The 22,674-nt window shown below is 40.1% G+C and carries 16 protein-coding genes; 10 read left to right on the top strand and 6 right to left on the bottom strand.

Going from position 1 to position 22,674, the window contains the following annotated elements; all coding sequences use genetic code 11:
• Nucleotides 1-6 precede the first annotated feature (6 nt).
• From HNP77_RS09805 to HNP77_RS09770, 8 genes are all read left to right on the top strand, one after another.
• Nucleotides 7-1,809: a phosphoglucomutase gene (locus tag HNP77_RS09805; RefSeq protein WP_246428911.1), complete on the top strand. Its 1,803-nt coding sequence runs from the start codon at nt 7-9 to the stop codon at nt 1,807-1,809.
• Nucleotides 1,810-1,895: 86 nt separating this feature from the next.
• Nucleotides 1,896-3,992: a methyl-accepting chemotaxis protein gene (locus HNP77_RS09800; protein ID WP_184653012.1), complete on the top strand. Its 2,097-nt coding sequence runs from the start codon at nt 1,896-1,898 to the stop codon at nt 3,990-3,992.
• A gap of 139 nt (nt 3,993-4,131) precedes the next feature.
• A complete protein-coding gene (locus HNP77_RS09795; RefSeq protein ID WP_184653011.1) occupies nt 4,132-5,268 on the top strand; it encodes a BMP family lipoprotein in 1,137 nt (378 codons plus the stop codon).
• A gap of 79 nt (nt 5,269-5,347) precedes the next feature.
• A complete protein-coding gene (locus HNP77_RS09790) occupies nt 5,348-6,886 on the top strand; it encodes an ABC transporter ATP-binding protein (protein WP_184653010.1) in 1,539 nt (512 codons plus the stop codon).
• Nucleotides 6,883-7,989: an ABC transporter permease gene (locus HNP77_RS09785; protein ID WP_184653009.1), complete on the top strand. Its 1,107-nt coding sequence runs from the start codon at nt 6,883-6,885 to the stop codon at nt 7,987-7,989. Before HNP77_RS09790 ends, HNP77_RS09785 begins: the two co-directional genes overlap by 4 nt.
• Nucleotides 7,989-8,954 carry an ABC transporter permease gene (locus tag HNP77_RS09780; protein ID WP_184653008.1) on the top strand — a complete coding sequence of 322 codons (966 nt, stop codon included), beginning with the start codon at nt 7,989-7,991 and terminating at the stop codon, nt 8,952-8,954. Before HNP77_RS09785 ends, HNP77_RS09780 begins: the two co-directional genes overlap by 1 nt.
• Nucleotides 8,955-9,087: 133 nt before the next feature.
• Entirely contained in the window at nt 9,088-10,869 is a 1,782-nt protein-coding gene (locus tag HNP77_RS09775) for a phospho-sugar mutase (protein WP_184653007.1), read from the top strand.
• 86 nt (nt 10,870-10,955) lie between these two features.
• Entirely contained in the window at nt 10,956-11,612 is a 657-nt protein-coding gene (locus tag HNP77_RS09770) for a 3'-5' exonuclease (RefSeq protein WP_184653006.1), read from the top strand.
• A 4-nt stretch (nt 11,613-11,616) separates the two neighbouring features.
• On the opposite strand, the gene HNP77_RS09765 is transcribed toward HNP77_RS09770, so the two are convergent.
• Genes HNP77_RS09765 through HNP77_RS09755 form a run of 3 tightly spaced genes read right to left on the bottom strand, consistent with a single transcriptional unit; the run spans nt 11,617 to nt 14,423 of the window.
• Complete coding sequence (locus HNP77_RS09765) at nt 11,617-12,483, bottom strand: M23 family metallopeptidase (RefSeq protein ID WP_184653005.1); 867 nt, start codon at nt 12,481-12,483, stop codon at nt 11,617-11,619.
• 38 nt (nt 12,484-12,521) lie between these two features.
• Nucleotides 12,522-13,361, bottom strand: a complete 840-nt coding sequence (locus HNP77_RS09760; RefSeq protein ID WP_184653004.1) for a lysophospholipid acyltransferase family protein — start codon at nt 13,359-13,361, stop codon at nt 12,522-12,524.
• 18 nt (nt 13,362-13,379) lie between these two features.
• The gene (locus HNP77_RS09755) at nt 13,380-14,423 is read right to left on the bottom strand and encodes a glycosyltransferase family 8 protein (RefSeq protein ID WP_184653003.1); all 1,044 of its coding nucleotides are present in this window, start codon (nt 14,421-14,423) and stop codon (nt 13,380-13,382) included.
• A gap of 183 nt (nt 14,424-14,606) precedes the next feature.
• Here HNP77_RS09755 and rpsU point away from each other — a divergent pair, with 183 nt between their 5' ends.
• Nucleotides 14,607-14,813 carry a 30S ribosomal protein S21 gene (gene rpsU / locus HNP77_RS09750; RefSeq protein WP_184653002.1) on the top strand — a complete coding sequence of 69 codons (207 nt, stop codon included), beginning with the start codon at nt 14,607-14,609 and terminating at the stop codon, nt 14,811-14,813.
• A 221-nt stretch (nt 14,814-15,034) separates the two neighbouring features.
• Entirely contained in the window at nt 15,035-17,191 is a 2,157-nt protein-coding gene (locus HNP77_RS09745) for a PP2C family protein-serine/threonine phosphatase (RefSeq protein WP_184653001.1), read from the top strand.
• Between the two features lie 88 nt (nt 17,192-17,279).
• On the opposite strand, the gene purA is transcribed toward HNP77_RS09745, so the two are convergent.
• From purA to HNP77_RS09730, 3 genes are all read right to left on the bottom strand, one after another.
• Nucleotides 17,280-18,506: an adenylosuccinate synthase gene (gene purA / locus HNP77_RS09740; protein WP_184653000.1), complete on the bottom strand. Its 1,227-nt coding sequence runs from the start codon at nt 18,504-18,506 to the stop codon at nt 17,280-17,282.
• Between the two features lie 285 nt (nt 18,507-18,791).
• Entirely contained in the window at nt 18,792-19,583 is a 792-nt protein-coding gene (locus HNP77_RS09735; protein WP_184652999.1) for a leucine-rich repeat domain-containing protein, read from the bottom strand.
• Nucleotides 19,584-19,640: 57 nt separating this feature from the next.
• A complete protein-coding gene (locus tag HNP77_RS09730) occupies nt 19,641-22,550 on the bottom strand; it encodes a leucine-rich repeat protein (RefSeq protein WP_184652998.1) in 2,910 nt (969 codons plus the stop codon).
• Nucleotides 22,551-22,674 lie beyond the last annotated feature (124 nt).

The following is a 22,674-nucleotide window of genomic DNA, read 5'->3' as shown; positions in this document are numbered from 1 at the left end:
AAAACTATGGAACACAATATGATTTTGTCAGCATCAGGCTGGCGCAAAGTATTTGCAGAATCAGGAGACCAGTTTGATTCTGGAGAAAACATCGGAGAAACAAACACATTTTTATGTGCCCTTATAGCAGAGTCTTTCGTAAACTACGTTCAGAATAAAACCCGCAAAACAAAACCAGTCATTGTACTGGGAAGGGACAGCCGTCCTACCGGTAACCAGATGGCCACGGCAATGATAAAGGCAATGCTGTACCATAAAGTAAAAATCCAGTATCTGGGCATTACCGCAGCTCCGGAGATAATGGCCTATTCAAAAAATGCAGACGGATTTATCTATATAAGTGCAAGCCATAATCCCATAGGACACAACGGAATAAAATTCGGAATGAATGACGGAGGAGTACTGGAAGCATCACAGGCAAAACTTCTGGCGGAAGACTTTAAGTCAAAGCTTCTTACCGTAAACTGCCAGCCCCATGCAGAAGAACTGCTTAACCTGACTGATGAAAAAAAATATGCAAAAGTACTTACGGAAAGCAAAGAATTTAAAAAACTCGCCGTTTCCAGCTATGAAAAATTCATTAAAACGGTAATAACAGGTACGGAAAAAGAAAAACAGCAGGAAGAATTCTTTTCTCTGCTGAAAGAATGCGTAAAATACAACCCCCTTTCCATAGTCTGTGACATGAACGGAAGCGCCCGTTCCCTTTCTATAGACAGCAGCTTCGTACAGAAATGTTCACTGGGATTTACAGCCATAAATGCTAAACCAGGTGAAATCGTTCATGAAATAATTCCTGAACCTGAAAACCTTGTATGGTGCGCAGAAAAAATGAATGAACTTCAGAAAAGCGGAAACCCGGCAGCTCTTCTCGGCTATATGCCTGACTGCGACGGAGACAGGGGAAATATGGTCTACTGGAATGAAAAACAGGATAAAGCCGTTCCAATTGCAGCCCAGGAAGTATTTGCCCTGTGCGTTATGGCTGAACTGGCCTTTGAATACTGGAAAAATCCTAAGACAAAAAAACTTGCAGTGGCAGTAAACTGTCCGACTTCCATGAGAATAGAAGAAATATGCAAAGTCTTTGATGCAAAGGTATTCCGTGGAGAAGTAGGAGAAGCAAACGTCGTAAATCTTGCACGGGAAAAGCGGAATGAAGGCTTCATCGTCAGAATTTTAGGAGAAGGCTCAAACGGAGGAAACATCACCTGGCCGTCCTGCGTAAGGGATCCGGTCGCAACTGTTTTTGCAGCAGTAAAGCTTCTCTGCATCCGGGACACGGTAAACAAAAAAGGCCGTGTTCAGGAAGGAATCTTTCACTTATGGTGCAGGCTGTCGGGACAGGAAAACAAGTACAAGCCTGACTTTACCCTCTCTGATGTAATTGAAACCCTTCCTAAGTATTCAACTACAGGAGTAAGCGAAAAGCGGGCAGTTCTTGACGTAAAGACAGAAGACAAGGGGCACCTGAAACTCAGATTCCAGAAAATATTCATGCAGGAATGGAATGCAAGGAAACAGGAACTTTTAGAAAAGTATTCCATTGCAGGTTATGAATGTATCACCACCAACGGCACAAAAGAAACCCGGAATGCCACAGAATGGAACAACGGCAACGGAGGTCTTAAGGTTCTGTTTAAGGACAAAAGCGGAAATCCTGTAGCCTTTATATGGATGAGGCCCAGCGGAACGGAAAAAGTATTCAGAGTACTGTGCGACGTAAAGGGAGATCGTCCTCAGACGGAAGCAAGCCTTCTTGAATGGGAACGGGCGCTGCTGCAGAAAGCCGATTCAAACCTGGCCTGACGTTTTTCTTTGCTAAATTCAGTTTCCTAATGTAAAATTAAAGTAATATTAAACAAACAGCAAAAAAACTGGAGGAAACTGATTTTATGGAACCTAAAAAGAAGAGTATCATCAGAAAAATCGTTTTAACGACAGGTATCGTAATAGTTGCACTTTTCGTACTGCTGGTAGAACTTTCTGTATACGAAGTAAACAAATCATCTAAAGAAACCGCAGATAATGATCTTACCCAGATTGCCCAGACCTATGCAAAATACGTAACTTCATGGATTGATGAAAACATCAACCACATGGAATTCTATACAAATGCTGATGTAGTTTATAATTACACTTCACCGGAAGAAATTGCACAATGGCTAGCTACTACACCTCCCCGCCGCACACCAGAAATTGACTATGTACTATTCATCGATGCTCAGGGAAATTCCTACTATGACTCCGGTAAACGGGGTAACAACTCAGACCGCGCCTACTACAAAGCCATAATGTCAGGCGACGATTATTTTATAGCAGACCCAACTTTTGCAAAAGCAACTGGAAAAGTATCAATAATGATAGCAAAAGCTGCTTACTCTTCCGACGGTAAAAAAATCGGTATGTTTGTCGGGGTAAAAACCATAGATAAAATTCAGTCAGAAATACATGCCTTTACCCTTGGCGAAAAAGGTTATGCCTTCATGCTTTCCGGAGACGGAACCGCAATGTGTCACCCGGACAGTGAACTTCAGATGCAGAAGAACTTCCTTAACGACAGCATTGACGGTCATCTGGACATAAATGCAGCAGCAAAACGGATGCTTGCAGGAGAAACAGGCAATGCACTCGTAAACAGTTTCGTAATGCCGGGAGAATCTGACGTTATTTTCTTTGCTCCTGTAAACAAAACCAGATGGTCAGTAGGAATCTGCATTCCAAAACCACAGCTTGACGCATCTGCAAACAGCATAAGAAACATACTTGTAATAAGCAATATAATAATCGCCATCGTTATACTTTTAATAATAATATCCCTGATGCTTATAGCCTTCAGACCCCTCAAGGCTGTAGGAAAAAGCATTGCAGGCATTGCCAGCGGAAATGCAGATCTTACCCAAAGAATAGAAATAAAACATGCAGATGAAATCGGTTCTGTAGGTATCGGCTTCAATAAATTCATAATGAAACTGCAGGAAATAATCTCTCAGGTAAAGGATTCAAAAAAAGAGCTTGTTGCAGCAGACGAAAACCTTCAGGCAAGCACTCAGGACACGGAAACTTCCATCAAAGAAATACTCGGCTGCATAAACCAGCTTAAGGAAATCATAAGAACCCAGAACCAGAGCGTAGACGGAACCGCCACGGCTGTTACCGAAATAACTTCAAACATTCAGTCTCTCGAACACATGATTCAAAACCAGTCTTCGGGAGTTACACAGGCTTCCGCAGCAACGGAACAGATGATCGGCAACATATCTGCAATAAATACTTCCATCGAAAAGATGGCCTCGGAATTTAATTCCCTGCAGCAGAAGGCAAATCTCGGTTCTTCAAAGCAGCAGACTGTAAACGAGCAGATAAGCGAAATTGAAACTCAATCAACAATGCTTCAGGAGGCAAACGTAGCAATTTCTGCAATTGCAGAGCAGACTAACCTTCTTGCAATGAACGCAGCCATAGAAGCAGCCCACGCAGGAGACGCAGGAAAAGGCTTTGCCGTAGTAGCAGATGAAATCCGTAAACTTTCCGAAACCTCTTCCGCACAGTCAAAGACCATCGGAGACCAGCTTCAAAAAATCATGTCGTCAATTCAGACTGTAGTAACCTCTTCCTCTGAATCCAGTGAAGCCTTCGTGGCAGTTTCTGCAAGCATAAAGGAAACGGATGAACTGGTAAGGCAGATAAAATCCGCAATGGAAGAACAGGCAGAAGGTTCAAAACAGGTTCTTGATGCCCTACAGACAATGAGTGACAGCACGTCAAACGTAAAGGCAGCAGCCGGAGAAATGAGTACCGGAAGCCGCCAGATTCTCTCAGAAGTAGCAAAACTCAAGGACAACTCTGGAAACCTCAATGATTCCGTAGGCGTCATTACGGCAAGTGCTACAAAAATTGAAGAAACAGGAAATGCCCTTACGGGAATCTCTGCGGAAATGAACGCATCAATTAACCGTATCGGAAAGGAGATTGATCAGTTCAAAGTTTGACGCTACTGATATAAAATCTTCACTAAAATTGAATATTTTTCTTGTGTTTTAAAAACCTTAGATTTATAATAATCGATACGCGGTTTTGAAAAACCACAGGATCCTAAAAAAAAACATTCAAAGAAGGAGAAAAACAAACATGAAAAAACTGCTTGCAGCTGCTTTAGTAGCACTCACGGCATTTACAGGACTTACTTCATGTAATTCCAAAAAAGGTGGAGCTGACATCTGTATGGTTACAGACTCAGGAGACATCACAGACCAGTCATTCAACCAGACAACTTATGAAGCATGTAAGGAATTCGCAAAAGAAAACAACCTTACTTTCAAGTATTTCAAACCAACAGCAAACACAACATCAGCACGTGTTGCTTCAATTGATCTTGCTGCAAAAGAAGGAAAAATCAAGGCTATCGTACTTCCAGGATTCCTTTTTGCAGAAGCTATCGTAGAAAGAGCAGAAAAATATCCTAACATTAAATTCATCGCCCTTGACGTATCAAAGGGAGATATTGAAGGTGCAGCACAGGCTGCAGGAAAAGCAGGATACACACTTCCTGGCAACGTTTTCTGTGCAGTATATGACGAACAGATTCCTGGCTACATGGCTGGATACGCTGCAGTTAAAGAAGGATACGAACACCTGGGATTCCTTGGCGGAATGGCAGTACCTGCTGTAGTCCGCTACGGATACGGATTTGTTCAGGGTGCAAACCAGGCTGCTGTTGAAGCCGGAAAAGCAGACAAAGTTACTGTTGAATATGTTTACGGTAACCAGTTCTTCGGTGACGCTCAGATTAAGGGTGTAATGGATTCATGGTACACAGCACGCGGAGTACAGGTTGTATTTGCATGCGGCGGCGGAATCTTTACATCAGCATGTGAAGCTGCAAAAGATGTTGGCGGAAAACTCATCGGTGTAGATACAGACCAGAGTGCCCTCATCAACTCTACTTACGGAGACGGAATGTGCATCACTTCTGCAATGAAGGGTCTTGCACCTACAGTAAAGGCAAACCTTGCTGCAATCCTCAACAACACATGGGATGACGTATACGGCGGACAGATTACAAGCCTCGGTCTTGTTTCTTCTACAAACATCGAGAGCAACTACGTTCAGCTTCCTACAGACACATGGTCTATGAAAAACTTCTCTGTAGATGACTACAAGGCACTTGTAACAAAGCTCTTTACAGGTGAACTTTCTGTATCTGCTGAAATTGAAAAAGAACCTTCTGTTGCAATCAAATTCAACACATACGGAAACATTAAATAATAAATCTTAAAAATAGAAGAAATGTCATCATTCAGCAAAAACTGAGTGATGACATTTTTTTTCCAAAAAGGACTACAACATGAGTGAATTCATTATCGAAATGCTCAACATTACAAAAAGATTCCCCGGAATCACTGCTAATGACAACATTACGCTTCAGTTAAAAAAAGGTGAGATTCATGCCCTTCTGGGAGAGAACGGTGCCGGAAAATCAACCCTTATGAGCGTTCTTTTCGGTCTTTACCAGCCGGAAGAAGGAAAGATAAAAAAAGACGGCGTCGAAGTAAAAATCAATAATCCTAATGATGCTACGGCTCTCGGCATCGGAATGGTTCACCAGCACTTCAAGCTTGTGGAAACCTTTTCAGTACTTGACAACATCATTCTCGGATCAGAACCGGCAAAATACGGTTTTCTTAAAAGAAAAGAAGCCAGAGAAAAAATCATAGAACTCAGCAACCGCTACGGGCTTTCTGTTGACCCGGATGCAATTATTGAAGACATACCTGTAGGAATGCAGCAGCGCGTAGAAATACTTAAAATGCTCTACAGGGAAAATGAAATACTTATTTTTGATGAACCTACAGCAGTTCTTACTCCGCAGGAAATTACAGAACTCATGCAGATTATGAAAAATCTTGCAGCAGAAGGAAAATCAATTCTTTTCATCACACATAAACTCGCAGAAATCATGCAGGTTGCCGACAGATGTTCCGTTCTCAGGAAGGGAAAATACATCGGCACCGTAGACATAAAAGATACAAATGAAAATGACTTAAGCCATATGATGGTTGGCCGTGACGTTCAGCTTCAGGTAGATAAAGCCCCTGCAAAACCGGGAGATACTGTACTCGAAATTAAAAATCTCTGCGTAAAGAGCCGCATCCATGATGCCCTTGCAGTAAAAAACGTAAGTCTTGAAGTTCATTCAGGAGAAATCGTATGTATTGCAGGTATTGACGGAAACGGACAGTCAGAGTTCATTCACGGACTTACAGGACTTGAACCTCTTGCCTCTGCCGACACCTCAATCATTCTCGGCGGAAAAGACATTACTAAAGAATCCATCAGGCAGCGTTCCATTGACGGAATGAGCCATATTCCGGAAGACCGCCATAAGCACGGTCTTGTTCTTGACTACAATCTTGAGCAGAACATTGTCCTTCAGCGTTACTGGCAGAAAGACTTCCAGAACAAAGGCTTTATAAAGAAGGAAGCTGTTACTGAATATGCAGAACGCCTTATTAATCAGTTTGACGTAAGATCAGGTCAGGGAACAAAAACTACTGTCCGTGCCATGTCAGGAGGAAACCAGCAGAAAGCAATCATAGCCCGCGAACTTGACAAGGAACACAAACTTCTTATCGCAGTACAGCCAACCCGCGGTCTTGATGTTGGTGCCATCGAATACATTCACAAGCAGATTGTAGCAGACAGAGACAGAGGAGCCGGTGTTCTTCTGGTTTCTTACGAACTTTCAGAAGTATTTGCCCTTGCAGACAGAATCCTCGTTATGTACGAAGGAGAAATCAACGGAGAGTTTAAGCCTGAAGAAATCACATTCAAGGAACTTGGACTTTACATGTCAGGTGCAAAACGACAGGGGAATGACAAATGAAAAATAATATTTTAGAAAGCGAAAGCTTTAAATCAATAGTTTCAGCCGTTTTCTGTGCCCTTTTGGGAATTCTGGCAGGATTTATCGTACTCCTGTTCATTAACGCAGAACACGCAGGTGAAGGAATTCAGACAATTCTTCTGAACTTCCTTAATTTTCCAACAGGGGACCTGATTCTTGAAAATCTTGGAAACACCCTGGTACAGGCAGTTCCGCTGATTCTCTGCGGACTTTCAGTTCTCTTTGCCTATAAAGCAGGTCTTTTTAACATCGGTGCCGGCGGACAGTACTGTATTGCCATTGCAGTTACCCTTACCTGTGCCGTAAGATTCCACATGCCGTGGTACCTGTGCCTTATTTTTGCAATACTTTCAGGAGCACTCTGGGGCGCACTGGCAGGATTCTTCAAGGCAATGTTTAACGTAAACGAAGTAATTGCATGCATCATGCTTAACTGGATCGGACTTTACATTACCAACACTATCCTTAAAAGACCGGCAGTAATGAACAGCTCAAAATCCCTTACTTACAATATTACCGCCGTTTCTCCTGATTCCCTTCTTCCGAAGATGGGACTTGATAAGGTTTTCAATTGCCGCTATGCAACCATAGCAATTCCTCTGGCAATAATCGTTGCCATAGCAATCCTTATCGTCCTTACAAAAACTACTTTCGGATATGAACTCAGGGCTACCGGATTCAATAAAAACGCAGCAAAATATGCCGGCATGAAGGCAAAGACAAACATCATCATTACAATGGCAATCTCAGGTGCCCTTGCAGGCATGGCAGCAGGCCTTTACTACCTTACGGACATGCAGCAGTGGGAAACAAGCGCAGCTGTTCCTGGAATGGGATTCAACGGTATTGCAGTTGCCTTCCTTGGAGGCCTTAACCCTATCGGAACAATTTTCGCAGGATTCTTCATCCAGCACATTACTTCCGGAGGTGCCGCCCTTGATACAACCTACTACAATCCACATATTGCTGATTTGATTTCTTCAATAATCATCTATCTTTGCTCATTCGTACTTATATTCAAAACCATAATTACAAAATTTACGGCAAAGAAAAACAGAACTTCAAGTAAGGAGGCTGCATAATGGCCCTTATCATACAGTACACATTAATTTTTGCTTCTGTTCTTATACTTGTAGCATTAGGCGGAATGTTTTCTGAACGCTCCGGCGTAATCAACATCGGTCTTGAAGGAATAATGGTATTCGGTGCGCTGGGAGGAGCCTTCGTGCTTTCTCAGATTTCGGCAGGAACAAGTCCTTTTGTAATTGTCCTCCTTACGATTCTGGTAAGTGCCCTCTGCGGAATGATTTCTTCCCTTCTCCTTGCCGTAGCTGCAATAAACTTCAAGGCAGACCAGACACTTGTAGGAACGGCCATCAACATGCTTGCAACTGCAGCAGCAACCGTTATCGTAACTTCATTCAATACAGCCCGCACTGCAAACGAACCGCAGCAGGACTTTTCTGATATATTGAAGTACAACGAGCAGAGGGAATCCCTTCTTCTCAGCATAGGTTCTTTTAAATTCAACTGGTTCATCATAATTGCAGTACTGGTACTTGCAGCAGCAACCGTAATCCTGTACAAGACAAGATTCGGTTTAAGACTCTGGTCCTGCGGAGAACATCCTCAGGCAGCAGACAGCGTAGGTATCAACGTTTACAAGATGCGTTATGCAGGCGTTCTCATTTCAGGAGCACTTGGCGGTATCGGAGGAATCACATACATTTCTTCAGCTTCTGCAGAATGGAAATTCTCAACAGGTGTAACGGGAGCAGGATTTCTTGCCCTTGCAGTAATGATTTTCGGTCAGTGGAAACCTCTCTACATCGCAGGTTCTGCCCTTCTCTTCGGTTTCTTCTATGCACTGTCATTTACCTACTCAGGCTTTGACATTCTCCTTAAGGCACTTGACGTACTCCATCTTCCAAGCGAAACGTTCCAGATGCTTCCTTACATAATTTCGCTTATCGTACTTGCCCTTACGTCAAAGAAATCCCGTGCTCCAAAGGCAGAAGGAATTCCTTACGACAAGGGAACACGCTGAGTTCTGCCCTTAAACTTAATTTTTAAAAGTGGTAGCAGAAACTAACTTATTCTGATATATTTTAGGCGGATGCTCTGAGATTTTCGGGCATCCGTTACTTTTGTACACATTTTAACAGCAAAAGAGGATAAACATGAACGAACAGGAAATTCTTGCTAAAGCACAGCAGTACATTGCGGAAGAAAAAGATGATTCATTCCGCTCACAGGTAGAAGAACTTGTTGCTAAAAAAGACATGAAAGAACTTGAAGACCGTTTCTATCAGTCTCTTGAATTTGGAACCGGCGGTCTGCGCGGAGTTATGGGCGGCGGAACAAACCGCATGAACACACTTAACATTTCTAAAGCAACACAGGGACTTGCAAACTATCTTATCAAGGCATTCCCTGAAGAACACAAAAAGGGAACCTTAAGCGTTGCTATTGCCTACGACTCAAGGCACAACCATGACAAATTCTCAGATATCACTGCACGCGTATTTGCAGCAAACGGTATCAGGGCATATCTCTTTACAGGAATGAGACCAACTCCTGAACTGTCTTTTGCAATCCGCACACTGGGCTGTAAGTCTGGCGTTGTAGTAACAGCAAGCCATAATCCTCCTCAGTACAACGGATACAAGGCATACTGGGATGACGGTGCCCAGGTTGTAGAACCACATGACAAAGGCATTATCACAGAAGTTAATGCAGTAAAAGAAGTAAAACTCATTGACCGTGAACAGGCAATCAAGGAAGGAAAGATTGTTCTCATGGACAAAGAAATGGATGAAAAATTCCAGGCTATGGTTAAGAGCCAGCTTTTCCGTCCTGAACTCATTAAAGAAAAAGCATCTTCTGTAAAAGTTGTATACACACCACTCCACGGAACAGGTGCAATGCACGTAGAAAAGGTTCTTGGAGACCTCGGACTTAACGTTATTACCGTACCTGAACAGAGAGAAGGAAACGGTGACTTCCCTACAGTAGAAAAACCAAATCCTGAAGAAGCACCAGCCCTTAAAATGGCACTTGACCTTGCTAAAAAAGAAAAGGCTGACGTTGTAATGGCAACTGACCCGGATGCAGACCGTTTCGGTTCAGCATTCCCTGACAAAGACGGAAACTTCGTACTTGTTACAGGAAACCAGATGGGAGCCCTTCTTGCAGACTATGTTCTTCTTTCAAAGAAAGAATTCAACAAGATGCCGGCAGATCCTGTTCTCATCCGCTCTATCGTAACATCTCCATTTACTGACAAGATTGCTGCTCACTACGGTGTAAGAAGCCAGGAATGCCTTACAGGATTCAAATGGATTGCTTATGATGAAGGACAGATGGAAAAGAACGGAACTGGAAACTATGTTTTCGGTTTTGAAGAAAGCTACGGATACCTTATCGAAACACAGATCCGCGACAAGGACGGTGTAAGTGCTGCTGCAATGTGTGCAGAAATGACCCTCTACTGGGCAAGCAAAGGTAAGTCACTTCTTGACCGCCTCAACGAAATGTACAAGGAATACGGTCTTTACCAGGATGTTTCAATCAACCAGTACTTCCCTGGAATTTCAGGCCCTGGAATCATGAAGGGAATCATGACAAAACTCCGCTCAGAAGGTCTTAAAACTTTAGGCGGAAAAAAAGTTCTCAAGATCCGCGACGTACAGGAAAGCGTTTCTTTTGATCCTCTCAACCCTTCTGTAAAGGAAAGCGTAAGCCTTCCAAAGAGCAACGTACTTCAGTTCTTCCTCGAAGGTGGAACAGTCGTAAGTGCACGCCCTTCAGGAACTGAACCAAAGATTAAGTTCTATATCAATTCAACTGTTCCTGTTGCAGAAAAAACAGATGCAGCTCTTGCAGCAGCTAAAAAAGAAGCAGATGATCTTTGCAATAAGATTTCTGCAGAAATCAAGGCTGTTCTTGATGCAGCTCAGTAATGAATTAACTTCATAGAACTTTTATTTTAATAATATCCCGTGGCTGTATAACTGCGGGATATTTTTTTTACAGGATAAAACGGAAAATGAACGAAAGACCTCCTATACATATTTTTTCTAAATACAACACTCTTGCCAGGGAATTTTTTTGCGGAAGAACCTTCATAGCATTTGATACGGAAACAACAGGGCTTCATGCCTCAGACAGCTATATGATTGAAATAGGCGCCGTAAAATTCAACTGTGACGGAATAATAGGAGAACCTTTTGACATACTCATAAAGCCCCCTGTACCCGTACCGGCTCAGCTGGAAGAACTGACTCACATAACAAATGACATGCTTAAAGACTGTCCCGGAGAAGAGACAGCAGTAAAAGCTTTTCTTGAATACATTGAGGACGATTATACTCTTCTTGCAGCTCATAACGCCCCCTTTGACCTCTACTTCATGAATGCAGCCCTGATAAGATCGGGTCTTGCACCGCTGAAAAACATCTGCATTGATACCCTGCCCCTGTCAAAATGGGCATACCCGTCCCTGACTGCAATGAATATAAAGGGAACATTCAAATTACAGTCTCTTGCTCAAAGGTTCAATATAGAAGTAAAAGCTGCACACAGGGCAGATGACGATGCAAGAGTCTGCATGGAAGTTCTGAAGAGGATTGTAGAAGATTCTCTACCCAGACAGAAAGACTACAAACAGGCTCAGGAAGAAAAAAGCCAGCTCAGTCTGTTTTAAAGAATTAACCGCGGGGAGCTTTTGCAGGATCAACCGGCTGAGACTTAAGGAAAACCATAAGGCAGATCTGCGGAGTTCCTTTTATGGAATCAATTCCGGCAGTACCAAGCACGTCTCCGAAGACAACATAGTCTCCTTTCTTTACCTTTATTGATCCAAGCCCTGAATAAGAATAAATATGTCCTGACTTAGCCTGTATGAATACTACCTGACCATAGCCCCGGTAATTTCCAACGTACATTACAGTTCCGGCCCGTATGGCAGTTACACTTTCGTTTTTAACGGCCGTAAGCTGAACCCCGCTGACCTTTCCCTTCATGTAAGTAACTACAGGATTTTTTACAGGCCAGACAAGACTGGAATCTCCCTTTTTGGAAGAATAATTTCTCGGATCACTGGCAGTAAGATCAGGCAGGACAGTATTTTTTACCTCTGCTGCGGAAGACGGAATCTTAAGTTTTTCACCAGCTTTCAAAGAAGAAGCATCTGAAAGAGAATTAAGTTTCTTCAGTTCATCAACAGTAATTCCATTGATTCTGGCAATATGATAAAGGGTATCACCTTTCTGAACGGTATAAATGTCATAGTTTCTCTGTGCCGGAGCCTGTCCCGAAGTCTTTGCTGAAGGAATCTTAAGGCTCTGACCTACTTTAAGAACGTCATTTTTAGTAATACCGTTTGCTGAACAAAGTTCATCTACAGTTATACCGTATTTTTTGCTTATTGAATAAAAAGTTTCCCCCTTTGCAACCTTATGCACGGAAGAAGACTGAGAAAATGCTGAAAAAAAAGGAACGGCAGCAACAGTGACTGTCAGTGCCAGTACAAGAAAAAGTCTTTTATGATTAAAATAAATTCTGCCGATTTTCATACCTTTCTAATATCGGCAGAATTCATGATGAAAATTAACTATTTTTCATAGGAAAGAGGTATTCCGTAAAAATCTTCATACACCTTTTTCCATACGTCATAGTTTTTCTGCTTCATCAGTTCCACATTATCCTTTGCAGATTTGGAACTGTCAGCAAAAATTGCTTCGCCTATATGTATCGTATACTCCTGAACAGGAAAGCCGTCTGGACCGATTCTGTCAGAATCAGTCATGGTTATAAAGATCGGAACCACCGGAACATTGTTTTTTACTGCAAAATGAAAGGCTCCGTTTGTAAGCGGACGGGGCTTACGATAATTCCACCACATTCCCTGTTCCGCATAAACAAGAATCTTTTCTCCCCTCTTCAGCAGGATATCAACACTTTCAAGAAACTTGCGCATAGTGCTTTTATTCTGACTTAACGGAAGGGTATTGCAGTTTCTGAACATAAGGCCATACAACCCCGGGAAAGACGTAAAGTTGCCTTCCCTGATTACCTTATACATAATCCTGTGCTTAAGCTCATATTCAAGGGCTTTTAGAACTGCAAAATTATCAAAGGCATTAAAATGATTACAGGTAAGAACAGCCCCACCAGCCTTAATTTTTCTGAAATTTTCAATTCCACGGACTTCTTTTATAACAAGCCATCCCTGCTTAATCATCTTGTTTATAAAATGCAGGGCTATGGCATTAACTATCCTGGTCTTTATTTTAGACGAAAGCTTCTTCCCAAGATAATCTACCTTATCCGGCGTAAGGGGAATCGTAGGAGGATCCTGTTCAACATCCTCGTTAAAACGGCCAGCCTTTTCGAATTCCTCAATTCTGGCAAGAACTTCCAGTCTTCCCTTATCCTTTTCTATCTGTTCCATAAAACCAAGCCTCTTACCTTATGCAGTACGGAAAATAGAACGGCCAACATACATGAAAAAACGGCCTACATAAGAAACCTTTCCCATAACATGAAGCACATTACGGCGAATCTTGCGGAATCCCTTCATAACTTCTGCATTACGGTAATTATTAGGATCCTCTGCATCTTCTGCTACCCAGCAGAGAAGCCTCTGGAAATCCGAAGCATCTTTCTGTTTTCTTTCATCAGTATACTCACTCTTCTTACGAAGAATTTCTTCCTTATATGGAGTTTTTTCCACATAGTTCCAGAAATGCTCCTGATAGCTGGCATCATCAACCTTCCACGGCTTCCAGTTAAGCTTATAGTGAATAATCTTCAGTTCTTTTTCATCAAAAGAACCGAGAGGGAATGCTCCCCTGTTCCATCCCAAATCCAGTTTACGGATTCTTCCTTTACAAAGTACATTGAGATAGTCCTCATCCTGAGTGATTCTGAAGGTATACTTTGACATGAGGTTAATGAATTTCTTTGCAAACTGTTCTTTTCTGAAAAGTTTTGTATTCATTAAAAGAATTCCGGCACTGAAATATTTTTTCGGATTACAGTCAAGGGCATAACGGATGTACTTACGGTAAATTTCAAGAATATCAGCAACATCCTCATGAGCTGCAGCAACCAGCTTGTTTCCAAGACGGACGCGGTACATGTCTGCGATATCAACAAGAGTTACCACGTCACAGTCAAGATAAACCACCTTATCGTACTGAGGGAACAAATCCGCAATAAAGATGCGGTAATAGGTTTCGATTGAATAATAATCCCTGATTGGAAAAATAGACTTTATTTTTTCTACCTGTTCCTTCATTGAAACAAACCGGATTGAAGAATTGTCTGTCTTTAAGGCAATAATCTTTTCTTCATTTTCCTTTGAGAGGTCTGTTGAAAGAATTATTATCTCATAAAAGTTTTCAGGAGATGCATGTTCAAAAATTGATTTTAACGTAACAGCCAGAAACGGCGCATAATTGTCATCAGATGCCAGGAATACAGGCACCTTTAATCCTTTTATCTTGCTCATAAGGTTAATTTTACGCTCAATCAAAAGTAAAGACAAGTAATTTTTTTTTATCTTCACTATTTTTACCATAAAAAAAGCGGTAAAACCAAAATTTTTTAACTAAAAAGCCTTGGAATTTTATTTTTTTTTCTGTAAAATGGGCATACTTTCTACGGAACTACCGGAAAGAGGAGGTGAATATACATGGCTACAATCAGTGTTGACGACAATGAGAACCTTGAAAAGGCAATCAAACGTTTCAAGCGCATGGTTGAAAAGGAAGGCATCATCCGCGAATACAAAAAGCGCGAATACTTCGTTAAACCTTCTGCTACTAATCACCAGAAAAAGACAACTCTTGAACGCAAACTCTTGAACAAGAGACGTCAGTCAGAAAGAAAAGATCACTAATTTTTATTGATACATCTTTTTGAAGAAAGGGGATGACCAATAAGTATTGTCATGCTGAACTTGATTCAGCATCTACACTAGATATAGTGCATAGATTCCGAAACGAGTTCGGAATGACAACTTTTTGGACAGCCCTTTTTTTTTAATAAAAACGAAAAGTTATGTAAAAAAGAACAAATCTTCAATTATAAAAACTGTTTTTCCGTGATAAAATAGTTTATATGAAAAGCCTGCAGAATAAAAATAACAAAATACTGTACATTCTGTCGCTTATTGCGTCACTTTTTATCCTGTGTTCCTGCGAACCTAATCAGGAGCCGAAGATTACTCTCGGAGATTCATTCTGGTACTGGGAAGCAGATGCCGGTTCTACCCCCGGTGATGCAATGAAACATTTTGCAGACTTTAAGAAACTTGAAGACAAATCAACGTCCAACCTTCTGAATGTTCTTGGTCCGGGTTCACGGTATGTATGGGTCATGGCGCAGTTTGAAATCCCGGAATACTTCAGGAACCAGCCGCTGGGTCTGGTCATACCCTACCTCAGGTTTGCCGGACAGGTTTACTGTAACGGAAGCTTCATTTCGCAGTACGGAAACTTTCCTCCAAACGAGCAGTCAACATTATTCAAGGCTCACTTTTTCAGTTTTCCATTAAACGTGCTTAAACAGGAAGGGCAGAATACTATTTTAATAAAGATATACGCTCAGGGAAAAAGCGGCATTTCCAGCCATTCATTCATACAGCCGGCAAGATTTGCCTATCCTGCTTTTGAAGTTATAAATTTTCATCATACCAAAATCTACATGCCCCTTACCGGCTCACTTTTGCTTACTTTCATCCTGTACATGTGCTTCTACCTCAGTGCGAAAGACTTCAGGGAATTCAAAGACTTTGCGTTTCTGAATATTTTTACCGCAATGTTCGTACTCATATTCTTTGCAACAGAACTCCCTGTTTATACCGGAGGAATAATTCCATTCCTTCTGTTTACAAAGTTTACCCTGTGCATTCCGGTATACTTTATGGTTTATTTTGCAACTGCATTTGCCGTTGATTTTCATCACAAAAGCTTCTCACTTCCCTTAAGGATTTTCAGAATATCAATTCTTACATTTCAGACTCTGCTGACAGCAGGCATACCTTCCTACAACGGACTTATTAAAATTGCACCATACATGCTTGCACTGCTGTTCATTCAGATTCTTACCGCAATAATTTATATAATCAAACTATTCATTAAAAAAGAAAGACGGGCACAGACCCTGTATTTCATTCTTGCCATGATTCCTTTTATAACAGCTTCCTTAATCGACGTAATCGCACGTAAAAGTGATGAAAGTGAAGTCTATCCCTATTATTCAATTTTCGGATGGTCAGTAACAACAATCATATTCATAATAATGCTGGCAATCAGATTCTCCAGAACCTATAAACGGAACCAGAGGCTTACAAATCACCTTCAGGAAGAAGTTGATTCACGAACCAGTGAATTAAAAACAGCCAATGACAGGCTCAACGACCTGAATGAACAGCTGGAAAAAGACAAGAAACGTCTTGTAACGGACCTGGAAATGGCTTCCATCGTTCAGAAAAACTTCTTTTCTCATCCTGCACAGAATCTTAAAAACTGGGATATAAACACCTGGTATGAACCGCTTTCAAAAGTGTCAGGAGATTTTTACGACTACTTTACTTATAACAATGTTCTCAACGGCCTTTCGATTTTTGATGTTTCAGGACACGGTCTTTCTGCAAGTCTTGTTACAATGCTTTCAAAAAACATTATCTCAGGAGTTTTCCAGAAAGGATTCAGGAATAAAGTGCCGGCAAGTAAAATTCTTTCAGAGATTAATACTCTTATAATAAAAGAAAAGGGCGATATTCAGAATTACATGACCGGGCTTTTATGCCGGTTTAATGAAGACAGGAGAGGAGGTTTCTGCAGGGCTGAACTCGGCAATGCAGGGCATCCCTACCCCCTTAAATACAGTGCGGAAAATAAAGAAATTTACGAACTTAAAGGCAATGACGGGAAAGACCATTACGGTGCAATAGGAATGTCAGGAATACAGGTATCTTTTGCCCAGTCAAACTTTACGATGAAAGACGGGGATATACTCGTATTGTTTACGGACGGAATTTCTGAACTTAACAACAGTAAGGGTGAACAGTACGGCACCGGAGATCTGATGCAGATTGTCAGACAGAACAGTAATAAAACATCAGCTGAGATTCTTTCCATAATAAAAGATCACGTAAAAGACTTTACAAAAGATTCCAAGATAGATGATGACATAACGGTCATAATTGCAAAAAGAGATTCTTCTTTTAAGGCACAGCAGACAGAAAGCGAAGAGCTTCTTGAAGAATTATAAAAAAAACTCCTGCCATTAAATGCACTTTACGTGACACCTCACGGCAGGAGCCTTTTATAAAAACTTAAAAAACAGCAGGTTTATTTGTTTATTTTTTCCATGGGTTTGAACGGATAAAGGTTTCATCCCGTTCATATCCTACAGAAACGATTGTTACAGGTACTCCCGTATATTCTTCAATGAATTCGATATAGTCACGGGCTTCCTTAGGAAGTTTTTTATAACTCTTGATTTCTTTAAGAGGTTTCTTCCATCCCTTGAATTTTTCAAGAATAGGTTTTGCCCTGTTCATCTGGTCAACATTTGCAGGGAAATCTGTAACGATTTTTCCGTCAATGTCATAAGCTACACAGGCTTCAATCTGTTCCATTGCATCATAAATATCAAGGTGAGTAAGAACAAGACCGTCAAGACTGTTTGTACGGCATGCATAGCGGAGAGCTACAAGATCAAGGTAACCGCAGCGGCGGGCACGTCCTGTTGTTACTCCATATTCACGGCCTGTATCACGTACGTACTGGCAGAGTTCGCCTTCACTTTCGTTGTTAAACTCAGTAGGCATAGGTCCGTTTCCGACACGAGTCTGATAAGCCTTAAATACACCGAGAATCTTATCAAGATCATGAGGTCCGATTCCGCATCCAGTTGCGGCACCTGCAGCACAGCTTGCTCCGGAAGATACATAAGGATAAGTTCCTGAATCAATATCAAGCATTGCACCCTGGGCACCTTCAAAAAGAATGTTTTCTTTGCGTACTTCCCACATTACTTTTGTAAGGTCTACGCGCATTTCAATAAGCTTATCCTTGTATTTATCAAGATATTCCTTATCTTCGCCGTCAAATTCTGCCATCTTTTCTTCCCAGTCAAGGTCTGCAAGACGGAGTCCGTCTCTATGGGATTTTTCTGAATAGGCAATACCGATACCGCTTCCTGTAGTTCCGATTGGACGCTTTCTCTGAGAATCCCGGTCTTTATCCATCTGACGGTACTTTGGAAGAATAAGCTGTGCACGGTCAGAAATAAATACACGGCCTTCCCAATTGATTCCGTTTTCTTTAAGCATATCCAGTTCCTTAAAGAGTTTCTCAGGATCAATAACCATGCCTGCGCCAAGATAAACTTTTTTATCTGAATAAAGGATTCCGCTTGGTACCTGATGGAGGGCAAACTGTTTTCCGTCTACTACGATTGTGTGTCCTGCATTTGGACCGCCCGAATAACGTACAACGTACTTTGCATTTTCTGCAAGGTAATCAACAATCTTACCTTTTCCTTCATCGCCCCATTGTGCACCGATAATTACAACTTTCATTTTTTACTCCCAATATGCATTTTATGCCTTATTATCCGGTAATTGCAACTTGGCAAATCCTACCACTTTTCGCTCAATTTGACCATAGGGGCAGTTTATAAAATAAAGTCATTCGCTAACGTTAAAAAAAAGGCTGTCTGAAAAATTCAGTACATGGCGGTTAAATCTGTCAAAACCTCCATATATGCTGAATTTTACAGGCAGCCTTTTGCAATTAAATTAAATTATCTAGTCAGCCCAAAAAGAATAATAGAATTTTTTAAACTCAGCATTATCAGATTATGGCTACTCGTATTGTGAATAATAGAATTCTTTAAACTCATCATTAGCAGAGCTTTCATAATCCCTGAATTCACGTTTTAACAGTTTTTGAAGTGCAACAGTCTTTTTTATTTTTTCACCTGTAAAGACATCTTCAAAAGTTTTTTCGCTGTGTATTCCAAACCAGGAAGAATCAGTACATACAAAGAACGGATTGAATCCTTCCGGAACATTTATTTCTTCAAGTTTATCACAATCCTCAAAGGCCTTATTTCCTAAATATTTTAATCCTTCAGGCATTGTAATAGATTTAAGATTTGACTTTTCAAAAGCACGATCAGCTATACCAACAAGGCTTTCAGGAAGTTTAACTGATTTAAGAGGTGTACGTCCAAAATCAACAAACAAAACGCCTTCAGGAATATCAACAGACTCAAGAACATCAGAGCGAAGAGTGATAAACTTTAACGACGAAGGAAGTTTTATATATTTCAATATTTCAGAATAAACACGAACGACTTCAACACCTTCTGAAATTACAAGATTTTCTATTTCAGGCCATTCATCCGGAGCAAACTTCACAACAGGGCAGCCCTGTATTTCAGACGGAACAACAACATTTTTTGATTTTCCACTATAGTAATCAATGCTTATAGCGGTACCGTTTCTTATCAGACTAAATTCAAAATCTGATTCAGGATTCGGTTTAGAAAAATCAGGTTTACTTCCAGCTGATTCTTTACCTCTACAACTTGACATTGAAAAAACTGCTGCAACCAACATTGCAAAAAGTTTTACAGATTTACTCATTTTCATTTAAACACTCCTTAAAAAAAAGTTATATAACGCAGAATGCATCATGCATTATAAAAATCAGTATTCAACTCCATGTTTTCTAAGACGGTACGGTTTTAAACCATCTAGACCAGATTGATCCCACTTTTCAGCTTTAACAATATCTTCCGGTGATACATCTCCGAAGTTTTGCCAGCCAGACAGAGTACCATCACCACTACCTGACCCAAAATTCATTTGCTTATACCAGTTTTCAGGATCTTCGAAAGAAATTTCAGTAAGACCTGAAGAGCTAAAAGCCCAATCTCCAATTTCTGTTACAGAAGCTGGAATTAAAATTTTTGTAAGAGACTCGCACTCAGAAAATGCTGCATGGCCTATAGTTTTTACAGTTGAAGGAATAACAATAGAAGTAATTTTTGAATCTGTAAAAGCATATTCACCGATTATCTGAGTTCCATTTGGTATGGTAAATTCAGTTCCAGTTACCGGATACGCAACAAGAGTTTTTTCATCCTCTGAATAAACGGCATTATTCTTAACAATAAAATTTTTTGCTGAAGAACTGATAGAAACCGATTCAAGGTTATCCATGTAATTCAAGGCACTACCCGAAAAAGTTTCAAGAGAAGCCGGCAGGTTAAAAGAAGTCAGACCAGTTTCTTTAAAAGCTCCCTGTTCTATAACTTTTACACTGTCAGGAATTTCAATATTTTTAAGTAACCTACACTCTAAGAATGCAAATTCCCCTATACTTTCAAGTTCCGACGGAATAACAACTCGCTCAAGTCTCCAGCATTGATAAAAAGCATTTTTACTAATTGTTTTTATTCCGGCAGGCAATACTACGTCTGTAATATCCCATCCGGCAAACAGACTTTTACCCGAAACAGCTTCTAATTCAGTAATACCGGTTATTGCACTTAAATCAAGATTAATTTTTACACTAGATAAGTTAAAATCTCTAATTAAAGCCGTTAAATCATTAAGGAAATCTGTTGTTATACGTCCGCGTACTTTTATAGTTACAGTCGCAACAAGTTTATCCTTTGTAATTTCAGAAAGTGCATTTTCTGCAGTTACGTCAATCTGATGTTTATAAAGATATTTATTATGAAAGCGGAAAGATAAATCCAAATCACTTTTTGCATGATAATTATCAGCTTTTTCCAGTTCTTCTTTTGTCAGACAATCGCTAGATTTCCATTGGTTATAATAATCATAGCTAAAGTTTTCAGTTTCAAACCAGCTGTAAGGATCTTTAAAAGTAACTTTACAAAGGTTATGACAATCTCCAAAAGCATCGCTACAAATCTTTTTAACAGAAGAAGGAATAATTACCTCATAAAGGTCAACACATTTCCAGAATGCATAAGAGTCTATTTCTTCAACACCTTCCGGAATCTCAATTTCAAGCTTTGCTTTTGCAGCAGGCCATAAATAAATAATTTTTAAATCTTTTGAATAAAGAACTCCATCAACAGTAGCATACCTTGTATTTTTTTCATCAACAATGATGTTAGAAAGGACACGAGAAGAAGAAAACTTTAATGCAGAAATAAAATTGCCCCTGTAGTTTTCAGGAACTGTTATACTGTTAAAATTTGAACAGTTATAAAGAGCAAAACCACCTAACTCTTCAAGTACATCCGGAAGAACAAGAGAGCCTAATTTTTTGTTATTCTGAAGCATAACATTATCTGAAATAGAAGGATCCATTACTGTTAAACCGGTTGCCTTTCTTAAATCAAGATTTAATTCTGACACCTTCGAACTGTCTACTACAGCTTTTGAAAACTCTGTCAGAAAGTCTTCTGTAATTTCACCAGAAATTTTAATTGTATAAATATTACACTCCGGCAATTTTTCAATTACATCAAATGCGTCTTCTACTGTTACTTCATATTCACTTTTAAGTTTCCAGATTGGAGAAAGAACAATATCTTCTGTCTGTTCATAAGCCTTCCAGCCTTCAATTCCCCCACTCCATCCTATAAAAATATAACCGTAACGTTCAATTGGTTCGAGTTCAACATCTTCATTTTCAAAGAACGATGTTCTGGACGGTGCAGCAGAATCAGAAGGAATATCATTATAAATAATATTATGACTTACATACGGAAGGAACACCGCATAAATTTTTATTAAAGTGCAGTCATAATTTTCCCAGTAGTCTAGATCACTAAGTTCTTTTACTTCTTTTCCAGCTCCAAACCCTATACTGCTTCTGGTTCCTGAATCACTTGTAGACCAGCCTGCAAAATAATGATTATCAGGAACTTCGAATGTACATTCTGGAATTATAACAGGCTTTTCTACAGTAAAAATAATATCTTCCTTTTCTGCATTTTCTGTGCCGTCAGAAAGAAATTCAAGAACATATTCCTTTACAATCCATTTTGCCTTTACAGTGATATCATCAGTAATAACTGTTTCAAGTGTAAATTCACATTCATTTTCTTCACCAAGATTTAAAAACCATCCGCCAAAAGAATAATAATTTTTTACAGGTTCATCAGGCAGGTACTGTAACGCATAATCTTCTTTAACAGATACAACTTTACTTGTTTCATCATACTTAGTTCCGCCATTATAATCAAAAGTTATTCTATAAGTACCATCTTTTACTCTCCATTTTGCATATAAAATTAAAAAAAAGTCTGTAGCAGGAGTATTCTTAAAATCAAAAAGCGTATCACTGACACAGTTTTTTTCCATATCCCATTCAGCCCAGCCTAAAAAAACATAACCGGCTTTATGCGGCACATACTCTGGTTCTACAACATAGTCACCTTGCACAACTTCCTGTTCAAAATACTCAGAACCGTCATCAGGGTAAAAAGTTACCCGGCATTTATACTCACCCTCAGGAGAAGGTTCATACGAACCTTTACCGTCTCCATCTGACGAACATGACACAAAAAATGAAATAAAAACTGCAGTTAAAAACAATAAAAAAAAGTTTACTGCCTTTTTTAAATGTTTCATAAAATCTCCTTATAAAAAAAAAACATAAATTTTCTACGGAGAATTATATAAGACAATTTCTTTTTTGTAGTCAGTATCAACACACAGAAAAGTTGTGAAAATTTCACAAACAAATTTTTAGAGA

It is taken from the genome of Treponema rectale, assembly GCF_014202035.1.
In the GTDB taxonomy this organism is placed as follows: Bacteria; Spirochaetota; Spirochaetia; order Treponematales; family Treponemataceae; genus Treponema_D; species Treponema_D rectale.
Note: the sequence above shows the minus strand (reverse complement) of the source record. Positions and strands in the feature narration are given on the sequence as shown.

Coding starts and splice junctions, on each gene's coding strand:
- HNP77_RS09805 (WP_246428911.1), top strand. CDS start 7: ATGGAACACAATATGATTTTGTCAGCATCAGGCTGGCGCAAAGTATTT.
- HNP77_RS09800 (WP_184653012.1), top strand. CDS start 1,896: ATGGAACCTAAAAAGAAGAGTATCATCAGAAAAATCGTTTTAACGACA.
- HNP77_RS09795 (WP_184653011.1), top strand. CDS start 4,132: ATGAAAAAACTGCTTGCAGCTGCTTTAGTAGCACTCACGGCATTTACA.
- HNP77_RS09790 (WP_184653010.1), top strand. CDS start 5,348: ATGAGTGAATTCATTATCGAAATGCTCAACATTACAAAAAGATTCCCC.
- HNP77_RS09785 (WP_184653009.1), top strand. CDS start 6,883: ATGAAAAATAATATTTTAGAAAGCGAAAGCTTTAAATCAATAGTTTCA.
- HNP77_RS09780 (WP_184653008.1), top strand. CDS start 7,989: ATGGCCCTTATCATACAGTACACATTAATTTTTGCTTCTGTTCTTATA.
- HNP77_RS09775 (WP_184653007.1), top strand. CDS start 9,088: ATGAACGAACAGGAAATTCTTGCTAAAGCACAGCAGTACATTGCGGAA.
- HNP77_RS09770 (WP_184653006.1), top strand. CDS start 10,956: ATGAACGAAAGACCTCCTATACATATTTTTTCTAAATACAACACTCTT.
- HNP77_RS09765 (WP_184653005.1), bottom strand. CDS start 12,483: ATGAAAATCGGCAGAATTTATTTTAATCATAAAAGACTTTTTCTTGTA.
- HNP77_RS09760 (WP_184653004.1), bottom strand. CDS start 13,361: ATGGAACAGATAGAAAAGGATAAGGGAAGACTGGAAGTTCTTGCCAGA.
- HNP77_RS09755 (WP_184653003.1), bottom strand. CDS start 14,423: ATGAGCAAGATAAAAGGATTAAAGGTGCCTGTATTCCTGGCATCTGAT.
- rpsU (WP_184653002.1), top strand. CDS start 14,607: ATGGCTACAATCAGTGTTGACGACAATGAGAACCTTGAAAAGGCAATC.
- HNP77_RS09745 (WP_184653001.1), top strand. CDS start 15,035: ATGAAAAGCCTGCAGAATAAAAATAACAAAATACTGTACATTCTGTCG.
- purA (WP_184653000.1), bottom strand. CDS start 18,506: ATGAAAGTTGTAATTATCGGTGCACAATGGGGCGATGAAGGAAAAGGT.
- HNP77_RS09735 (WP_184652999.1), bottom strand. CDS start 19,583: ATGAAAATGAGTAAATCTGTAAAACTTTTTGCAATGTTGGTTGCAGCA.
- HNP77_RS09730 (WP_184652998.1), bottom strand. CDS start 22,550: ATGAAACATTTAAAAAAGGCAGTAAACTTTTTTTTATTGTTTTTAACT.